Source organism: Prosthecochloris sp. (assembly GCA_015482705.2).
Lineage (GTDB): Bacteria > Bacteroidota > Chlorobiia > Chlorobiales > Chlorobiaceae > Prosthecochloris.
This window is the reverse complement of the sequence record JADMLA020000046.1, coordinates 35,900-45,557: the sequence shown is the minus strand read 5'-3', so window position 1 is coordinate 45,557 and position 9,658 is coordinate 35,900. Positions and strand designations below refer to the sequence as shown.

Here is a 9,658-nt window from a genome sequence, read left to right as displayed (position 1 = left end):
CCGAAAAGAATCTCTCCTTCGTCAACATCCCAGAAACGGGAAATAAGATTCACCATCGTGGTTTTTCCTGATCCGGAAGGCCCCACGAGTGCGGTCATTTTCCTGGTGGGAATCACACAACTGACTCCTTGCAGAACGGGAGTATCGAGATAACGAAAATGAACGTTTCTGAACTCGATATCACCGGCCTGCAAAGGCATTCTACCCGCCTCTTCCGGAAGCTCCTCAGTGGAAAAAACCTCTTCTATACGAGCCGTCGAAACCATAGCATAGCGGAGTTCCACAAGCATGATCCCCAAATTCTTGACAGGAGCGAAAAAATAGTACCCGAGGATGGCAAAGGTAAGGTAGTTTACGACACCAAGTCCACCGTTGGGAATCATCCAGGCTCCCACTAAAAGCATCAGGAGATATCCCAGATCGAGGATCATGAGAAAAACCTGTACGGGGATTCCTGTAAACACTTCTACGCGAAAGCTCTGCTTCTTCAACTCGAGCATCGACAGCTTCAGGGAATCGAAGTGCTCGCCTGTCATATCGTACGCCTTGAGCAGCCTGAGTGTACGGGCATATTCAAGCAACCGGGAAGACGTGGACGTAATCGAGGCGACATGCTGCTCACCCAGACGCGACACGATTCGTGAGGCAATCAGGAGAAACACCGATGCCACGGCTATGGTTCCGAAGATGACCCCGAAAAGAGAAGCATCGATAAAAAACAGGAACCCGCCAAGCAGAAACGGTACGACCATCGCGGAAACGATATCGGGGATCTGATGGGAAAGGGTGTTTTCAGCCTTGGTGACATCATGAAGAATACGTGACGTGACATCGCCCGGGTCCTTCGCCTTGAAAAATCCCAAAGGCAACTTCCGCAGTTTCTCACCCAGCTTGAGGCGCAACGCCGTCGAGATTTTATATGACTGCACGAAACTGTTCGTCTGCCCCCACAACGAAAGCAGAAAATATATTAGAAAAACAATAGCGTATAAGCCCGAAAAATACCACAGGCTCCGAAAATCGATATTGACGTTCATTAGTAGCGGTACCGACAGGTACATAATGATCACATAGAGACCGCCGGTAAACATGCCGCGGGGAAGGTTGCTGATAAAATTCCCTACAAAAATGCTGAGGAGCGCACGAGGCTGTTCCCTGAACAAACTCCATTTTTTTACCTGCTCCGTGTTCATCCGTCACACTCCTTTCGTCTCTTTTTCCATTTCCTGAAACCGCCAGTCATGAGCTTTACGGCGAGCGTTCCACATCCGGCAGTAGACCCCGCGATCATCACCGATTAGCTGATCGTGCGTTCCCCGCTGAACAATGCGCCCCTTATCTACAACAACGATCTCATCGGCATGCATGATCGTCGACAAGCGATGTGCGATGACGACAACGGTACGCCCCTGCATCAGAGAAGAAAATGCATGCTGCATACGGCTCTCGTTTTCCGCATCGGCATATGACGTCGCCTCGTCGAGCAGCACGATCGGCGGGTTTTTCAGAATAACCCTCGCCAGAGCGATACGCTGCTTTTCCCCTCCCGAGAGATGAACCTCTCCACCCTCACCGATAACCGTGTCATATCCACGGGGAAGCGCTTCGATGAAATCGTGGCATGCACCGGCTCTTGCCGCCTTCTCGAGCGCTTCTTGCGAAACATCCTGCCGACCCATGCAGATATTCTCCCTCACGGTCGCAGTCAGCATCTGAACATCCTGAAACACCATGCCAACAGCATCGTTCACACCCCGTGACCCAAGTTCGGCAAGGGACTTGCCGCCTATACGTATTTCGCCGTCCGACACCTCCCACATCCGCGCAAGAAGATGCACCAGTGTAGTCTTGCCGGCACCGCTCGGACCGACCAGCGCCACGAACTTCCCCTCTTCAATGTCGAGACTGATATCACTCAGCGCCGGCTCTGCATCGGGAGAGTATCGAAACGTGATGTTATCCACCACGATATCATGGCCCGACGGTCGGGCAGGAGTATCGGGTTCAACAAGCGGTTCCTCCTGAAGCATTGCCTGAATTCTCTTTGCCCCTTCGGTAATCATCATCACTTTGGAAGCCATGGTGACGAAATTCACCAGGCCGACCAGGCAGCCGGTACCCAGAAGCAGAAAAAGGATGATCGTGGGAATATCCACCTCCCCCTGCTGTAACAGTACAATAGCAACCGGAAGGATGAACACGCCGCCACCGAGAACGATCGAGGTGAAACCAGCCCAGAAGGGCGTCATGATCTTCGACCATCTGGTCACCAGCATACCGTAAAGGGTCACCGAATCTCTGAGGCGATTGAACGAATCGACCGTCAGATTGAAAACCTTGATCACCGGCATCCCCTGAACGTACTCGACCGTGCGTGAATGCATTTCTTCCAGAGCCGTATGATAGCGCTCCATGATCTCCGACCTTTTTCCGATCAGACCGAAACCACCCATGGAGGTATAAACCAGAACCAGCCCGAAAGGTAGCGGTACGGTTGCGGCAAGAGCCAGCCGCCAGTCAACCACGTAGAGAAATACCAGGGTTACCGCCGGCAGCACAAGACCGGATACGAAATCAGGCACATGATGTGCGATAAAATTTTCTATCGCCTCGACATCTTCCTGAATCACCTTGCGAACCGCTCCTGAATTTTTCCTGTTCCAGTACCCCATAGGCAGTTTACCGAGATGTCCGGCCAGGCGGGAGCGAATATGATACAAAAGATCGAAGGCCGCGATATGGCTGAAGACGAACGCCGAGACACGCAACACATAGTGGAGCAGTATGGCAAAGAGCGCCCATCCGACAATACCCGCAACAGGCTCTGCGACGGCTCCCTCTCCCTCTTGCAGATAGTACTGCACGATGTAGTATATCAACGCATAGGGAACGATCAAAAGGATCGAACTGAGTGCAGCGAGTACAACCGATACGATGATCTGCGTTCGTTTACTCTCGGCAAGCTGAAAAACAACCTTCATATACTATTTCCATAAAACGTTTTCATATCTCACACAACCAACTATCGACAATCACCTCTGTTTCAACATGCAACCGACAAACAAAAAACATTCGAAGTCTGAAGAGCTTATAAAAAAGCCTCTCTGCGGCACATACAGAGAGGCTTTAGCAAGGAGAATCAACAATGGTAGTAACACAACCAGTGTTGATTCAAATATAACAACATTTTTATTTAGACAAAATAAAAATAAATAAAATTCTCAAAAGCTATCACCAGTCCGATTTTTTCCGAACCTCCAACACCCGGTTATTATCATCTTCGCCATGTCTGACAATCTTCAGAAATATCAACGATCATTCATCCAAGATAGCCGATAGAAAGACATTACTCTTTTTTTTAACATAGTATCTCCAGACCGACAGACAATCCCATGGACTTGGAAGCGTCATGCAAGCAGGCATCTCACTACACTAAAAATCGTCTTGCTTTTCAATAACCTGTCCGTAATGCATACTTTGTATATATAAGATATAACCATACAAGAAGAACATCTTCTTTACCAAATAATTATGCCGGAGTACAAAAGACAGCGTATCCAACGAACCAAGCATGCAAACAAGCATCAAGGTAACGGAAAGCCTCATATATCGAACACTACCCATAAGGAAAACAAACAGCTTTATCTCAGGGAGACATTTTACCGAAAAAGAACCCACACCAAGCATTATACGGACTGGGATTTACAACAGATAGAACTGCATTCCGATTTTTGGATCAGCCTCCTGACAGGTCCTCCCGATCGCAACATGACGATCAGCTACCATAAAAAACCATCCCTCATCGACTTCGGCTTTATTCTAAGCGGCTGCCTCAAACACAGGTTACACGGTAACGGCACAGAGCGCATCGAAGGAAGCAGCGGTCTTTCCGGTATCGGTTTTTTTCCGGACAGGAAAGGCATTGTAGAAATCTCGGGAAGCCAGCCGATACAAGTCATGCATATTCACATCTCGCCAAAACGGCTGTACGAAATGGTTTGTGACGATCTCGACGCCATGCCCCCAACGTTCCGGAATGTTCTAACCGAACATTCCGATGACTGTTATCTGTCGAAAGGCGTTATAGCTCCTTTGACTTGGTCTATCGCGCTGGACATTTTCAATGACGGATTTCAGGGACTGCCGAAAAAGCTTTTTCTGGAATGCAAGGCCCTGGAACTGCTCACCCTGCGGTTGGGTCACCTGATGACTGAAAATGAGAAATGCCATTCCAGGAACGGTCTGAGCCTTAACGAAAAAGAACGTATCCGGGCCGCAAGGGAATGGCTCATACGGGATCTATCAGCTCCCCCCTCCCTCCGTGATCTCGAAAACCGGTTCTGCCTGAACCGAAACAAACTGCAAGCCGGATTCCACGATCTTTTTGGAAACAGCGTCTTCGGCCATCTGCGTGAGCACAAGATGCAAAAAGCTCTTTTTCTTTTGGGAAAAGCCGACATGAACGTCAGTCAGGTTGCCTGGTCAGTCGGTTATGAAAATGTCAGTCAGTTCACCAAAGCTTTTAAAAAGAGGTTCGGCATCCTCCCGAGACACCACCGGCAACTGTCCCTGAACAAATAACTCGAGGCTGTCTCAAAAGAACTGCTTCACGACTATCGATCACCATGCATACGTTTCCGATAGAGAGTCGTGCCGCACTTGATGCGGCATCCATACTGACTTTCTTTGGAAGATGAACCCCCGGGTCAACCCCGAGGATGACTACAGAAAGATTCATTGTAGGACTAATGAGACAACCTCTTCCTCATCCTTTTCTCCCTCCTCTCCTTCAGGAAAAAGCAAACAATCATTGCGCCCTTTCAGATTGACTTCTCGGCAACAATACCATTCCGGCACAGTCCTACGTATTACCGTATCAGCTGAACAAGAAAAAACAATCCTGCTCCTTCATTGCGAAAACTTTCAAAAACGGGTCCTAAAAGATGCTGCTTGCGAATTTCAGGCGAGCGGGAGCAAAAAACGGGCTTCCAGGAGCAAAGATTTGAGTCGAGACAGCTTATGATTAACAAGATTAATTAAAAATAAATACCATAAAACAGGCACGACTCAAAGCCGGTCAAGGCATTGAGTGCCACAAGCGTATGGAGGTAGTTCCCAATGAATGTTTTCTGCAGAAAAAACAATGATAAGGTTCTGAAAAGAACCCTCATGATTTGCCTCGTCATCACTATCGGTTTGTCGCCGTACCATGTATCTCGAGCAACAGACAATCCAGAAGCATCGATCCTGCACCAGCTTGGCCCAATCACGGTAACCGCTCAAAAGCAGTCACAGGATGTACAGGATATACCCAATAGCATCACCGTGCTGGACGATATAGCTATTGAAGATGCGCGCATCACCGATATGGAAAGTCTCTCTGATAACGTACCGAACCTTGAATTTTACAATTTCGGCAGCCGCCGGCACAGCCTGACCTTCATGCGGGGCATCAAAAGCCTTCACAATGCTGAACCTGCTATCGGTTACTACGTCGACGGGGTCAACTATTCCAAATCCTATATGTTTGATTTTCCACTCTTCGATGTGGAACGCATCGAAATCCTGCGCGGCCCCCAGGGAACCCTTTACGGGCGAAACACCATGGGTGGTGTCATCAATATTTATACAAGAAAGCCCGATAACGAAACAGCTGTATGCCTCGCCGGCTCGCTCGAAGACTATGATACTCGGGAAATAAAGGGATACCTGCGTACACCTCTTATCGCGAACACGTTATTCCTCGGTATAGCCGGACTCGTCTCGGCCAGTGACGGCTACATTGAAAACGATTACGGCACAGGCAAGGACGGACGGTATACGGATGGACAATCCGGCAGGCTGCAACTGCGATACCTGCCGAACACCAAATGGGATATCACGCTCGGTATTGACGGTCAGCAGCACGATGATGGCGTTTTTGTATTTCGCAGAACGGAAAGAAACGCTTTCGTCAAAAAAGGCATGTTCGCTGCGGACAGGAAGTACCATTACTCCCACGATTTCGAAGGAAGATCGGAAAACAGTTACTGGGGATCTTCACTGAACGTGACTCATGATATGGAATTCGGACGTCTTACCTCCATTACTGGATACCGTGATTACGACAATGACGAGATGATCGATACCGATTTCAGTCCGCTGGACATGACACGAATGAGATACGTCATGGGCGAAAAAACCTTTTCGCAAGAAGTACGGCTTGCTTCACCGAAGCAGGATCATTCATTACAATGGCTTACGGGACTATCCTATTTTCATGCCGACAGCGAAAACAAGGCAACCACCTGCTACCGCCCGGCAATGGCCCAAAACCCGGCCAATCCATTTCAGCCGGGTACAGGTTCACGGTTAAAAGCCACAAAAAGCAGCAACGAGGGGATGGCGGTATTCGGCCAGGCAACATATCCACTTCTTGAAAAGCTCGACCTTACCGTTGGACTCCGCTACGAATATGAACGTGCGGAAATGGACGCTACCCTCCTCGACACGCCGGAGGGAGGGATCACTACGACAACCATCGCACCAACACTGGATAACGACTTCAGTGCTCTGTCTCCCAAAACCAGCCTTGCGTGGCATTGTAACGATGAGCGCATGCTCTATGCCACCTTTGCCGGAGGTTATCGAAGTGGTGGATTCAATGTTTTTGGAGACAGGGGAACCTATGACGAAGAGCAGAGCTGGCTTTACGAAATCGGTGCTAAAACCAGGTTTTTTAACAGACGCCTTATCCTTAATCTCGCCGGATTCTATACCGATATAGAAGATGAACAGATCGCCCAGTTCGACGCCGACACGAATCAGCCGTATATAAGCAATGCCGGCGCTTCCCATCGGCTTGGTTTTGAAATCGAAGCACAAGCCGTTCTCTTGCCGGGGCTGGACATGAGCACTTCGTTCAGTTGGATCGAAGCCGAATACGACAGCTACAGCGATCCGGTTACCGGCTGTGATTATGAAGGAAACAACGTCTTCGGTGTACCCGACCATACGTTCCACGTAGCTTTGCAGTACCGAAGACCGCTTTGTGCACAATGGGATCTGTTCAGCCGCATAGAACTCTCCGGCGTGGGAACCCGCTATTTCGACGACGCCAACACCGTCAAAGATTCCTCCTATGAACTGCTCAACCTCAAACTCGGCATGGAAAGCGATCACCTGGACTTTTATGTATGGGCAAAAAACCTTCTGGACCGGCATTACGTGCTCTTCGAAAATGTAGCGAAGGGTATTGCCGAAGACGGCGAACCGCTTACTGCCGGAATATCGCTGAACTACCGCCTCTGAACGTTCCGAACCACTGTTCTGCTTAGAATGAAGTAACCCATTAACGTGACCATGAATTTTTTTTCCATGTCTCAACCGCTACGCCACCCAACAGCAGCCAAGGCAGGGCTCCTCATCTCCATGTATATGTGTCAGACACTGTCACTGGGCTATGTATTCGGCAGTCTGCCGGTCATAATGCGCCAGCAAAACATGTCGCTCAAAAGCATCGGCGCACTCTTTCTCCTGCATCTTCCCTGGGCCTTCAAATTCCTGTACGCATCCTGGATCGACCGTTTGTACATCCTCTCCATCGGCCGGCGACGGTCCTGGATAGTTCCCTTGCAGTGGTTGGCCGCAGTGATTCTTTTGTGTCTTTCTCAAACACCTCCCGAGACACATTTCAACATGATGTACCTGCTGGTTTTGCTGCTCCATATCGTTATGGCAACCAACGATATTGCCGTTGACGGCTACGCCACCGATATCCTGTATCCCCATGAACGAGCGTGGGGCAACACGATCCAGTCAGGCGCCCGTTTCGCCGGTATGATGCTCGGTGGCGGGCTCATGCTTTTTCTGCACACCTCGCTCGGCTGGCAGAATGTCTGCTTCATTCTATCCTGCACCGTGTTGTTATTGAGTCTCCCGGCCGTACTTCATCGGGAGCTGCCGCCCGTAACTGAGGATGCAACTATCAGGAACGATGAAACCATGGGCACCTTTTCCTTTCTGAAAACCCCGTCGGTCCTGAGATTGCTGCCGATACTCATCCTTCCGACAGCTTTTGTTTTTAACAGTTTTCAAATGCGCATGCCCCTTTTTACCGATCTCGGCCTCGACTCACGGGTTCTGGGAGCCATCATGATGCAGTGGGCATACCCGGCAGGCCTTGCCGGAACCATTTTCAGCGGGTGGCTGCTCCAGAGGATCGGGGAAAAAAGTTTCCTGCGTCTCTTCAGCATCACTGCCCTGATGCTTACAGCATATACCCTGCTGTGCGCCGTCGAAAAGAAGATCGGGCTCGAACAAGCGGCAGTCATTCTTTCTCTGGATAATATCTTGACGGGCAGCATCCATGTCTGGGCTTACACTCAAATAATGAGCGTAAGCGCTGGAAAACAGGCAGGCACCGGTTTTGCCGCCCTCAGCAGCTTGTTCATAATTATTCCATTGACATTTTCTCCGGTGTTCGGCGCTGTCGGCGACCGATGGGGATTCGTCACGCTCTATACAACACTTGGTATCCTCATACTTGCCGGTACCGTTGTCACAGAACAGCTCCGGAGGCGTACAGACAAATCCGATCCTTCACATTCGCTTCTCATCCATCGCGAGCACCGTCACGGACGGCAATGATGACGAGAGTCTCGGAGGCAAACACAAACCCCGATCCCATGTATGACGTCTTCGAGACCAGATGAGCACGACATTGTTTCACCCCCGACTTTTTCAGGTCACCTCAATTGATTTGTTACTCGCCTTGAAACTTCGTTGGTCGGGGCTCGAAATCCTCATGTACTCGATGTGCGCCAGGCATCTGCACTCCGTCCGCCTCGTACTCAAGGCGCTCACGATAATTAATAGAATAGAAGAGCCCGTCAGAACCTGCCGTTCAAGGTGAAACCCATCGTTCTGGGATCACCGGGCTGAGCTACCCAGCCCAACACCGGAAATTCAAACGCTATCGCTTCGTACTCCTGCTCGAACAGGTTCTTCACCCAGAAATACACATCGAAATGTTCGAACTCGGCACGACACGTGCGTTGACCAACTCATAGGAGCCCTGCTTCTCACTGTTCGCATAATCCCAGTATATCTCCCCTACGCCGTGCAACTCGACACGACTGAAAAGCGTCAGGGACGGATTCAGTACATACCTGTATCGAGCTGCGAGCAGATAATCATGCTCGGGAACCATCAAAACCTTATTATCCTCATAGACCGTGCCGGCTGCCGGATCGCGATATTCGTCGAAAGCAGCGCCCGTATAACCTTAGTTGGCTATCAGCTCGAGCCCCTGGACCGGTTTCGCTGCCAGCTCTATCTCAAAGCCTTTGGAAGTTGACTTCGCAGCATTTTTGGTAATGGTCTGACCGGCACCTATAAGCTGTAAAACCTGCTGGTCTTCGTAATCGATGTAGAAAACAGCGGCTTTCCCTGTGCTTTGCATCTGTGGCATGCTCGACAATCGCTCAATTGAGGAGTTGGCAAACTTGCTCCCGAGAACATCTCGTTGCCTATGAACACTCCGGTAAAGGTGCCCAATCAATGCTCATACTTTCCGTTTTGCCCTCGTTCACTACTGTCCCAACGGTTGTGGTTTGCTGTGCGGGCGCAAGGCGCCCGCACAGCAAACCCATCAAACTAAGCTGACGATATTAAAAGT

Annotated in this window: 7 protein-coding genes; 3 read left to right on the top strand and 4 right to left on the bottom strand. The window is 49.9% G+C overall.

The window, feature by feature from the left end:
- On the bottom strand, positions 1-1,193 hold a 1,193-nt coding region (locus QZ209_RS12575; protein ID WP_294348628.1), incomplete at its 3' end, for an ABC transporter ATP-binding protein.
- A 3-nt stretch (positions 1,194-1,196) separates the two neighbouring features.
- Entirely contained in the window at positions 1,197-2,981 is a 1,785-nt protein-coding gene (locus tag QZ209_RS12570; protein WP_294348624.1) for an ABC transporter ATP-binding protein, read from the bottom strand.
- 550 nt (positions 2,982-3,531) lie between these two features.
- Between QZ209_RS12570 and QZ209_RS12565 the strand changes: the two genes are divergently transcribed.
- The 3 genes from QZ209_RS12565 to QZ209_RS12555 all read left to right on the top strand — a co-directional run bounded on the left by QZ209_RS12565 (position 3,532) and on the right by QZ209_RS12555 (position 8,628).
- Positions 3,532-4,581: an AraC family transcriptional regulator gene (locus tag QZ209_RS12565; protein WP_294348621.1), complete on the top strand. Its 1,050-nt coding sequence runs from the start codon at positions 3,532-3,534 to the stop codon at positions 4,579-4,581.
- A gap of 537 nt (positions 4,582-5,118) precedes the next feature.
- Positions 5,119-7,290, top strand: coding sequence for a TonB-dependent receptor (locus tag QZ209_RS12560; protein ID WP_294348619.1), 2,172 nt, complete (start codon positions 5,119-5,121; stop codon positions 7,288-7,290).
- Positions 7,291-7,341: 51 nt separating this feature from the next.
- Positions 7,342-8,628, top strand: a complete 1,287-nt coding sequence (locus tag QZ209_RS12555; protein WP_294348616.1) for an MFS transporter — start codon at positions 7,342-7,344, stop codon at positions 8,626-8,628.
- Between the two features lie 358 nt (positions 8,629-8,986).
- Here the strand turns inward: QZ209_RS12555 and QZ209_RS12550 are convergent, their stop codons facing one another.
- Positions 8,987-9,190 (bottom strand): hypothetical protein, encoded by a 204-nt coding sequence (locus tag QZ209_RS12550; protein ID WP_294348613.1) that lies wholly within the window; start codon positions 9,188-9,190, stop codon positions 8,987-8,989.
- A gap of 75 nt (positions 9,191-9,265) precedes the next feature.
- Positions 9,266-9,451, bottom strand: coding sequence for a TonB-dependent receptor (locus tag QZ209_RS12545; RefSeq protein WP_294348610.1), 186 nt, complete (start codon positions 9,449-9,451; stop codon positions 9,266-9,268).
- Between the last annotated feature and the right edge of the window lie 207 nt (positions 9,452-9,658).

What these genes read in the sequence shown, in the direction of transcription:
- QZ209_RS12570 (WP_294348624.1), bottom strand. Translation starts at nt 2,981, where the DNA reads ATGAAGGTTGTTTTTCAGCTTGCCGAGAGTAAACGAACGCAGATCATC.
- QZ209_RS12565 (WP_294348621.1), top strand. Translation starts at nt 3,532, where the DNA reads ATGCCGGAGTACAAAAGACAGCGTATCCAACGAACCAAGCATGCAAAC.
- QZ209_RS12560 (WP_294348619.1), top strand. Translation starts at nt 5,119, where the DNA reads ATGAATGTTTTCTGCAGAAAAAACAATGATAAGGTTCTGAAAAGAACC.
- QZ209_RS12555 (WP_294348616.1), top strand. Translation starts at nt 7,342, where the DNA reads ATGAATTTTTTTTCCATGTCTCAACCGCTACGCCACCCAACAGCAGCC.
- QZ209_RS12550 (WP_294348613.1), bottom strand. Translation starts at nt 9,190, where the DNA reads ATGGTTCCCGAGCATGATTATCTGCTCGCAGCTCGATACAGGTATGTA.
- QZ209_RS12545 (WP_294348610.1), bottom strand. Translation starts at nt 9,451, where the DNA reads ATGCCACAGATGCAAAGCACAGGGAAAGCCGCTGTTTTCTACATCGAT.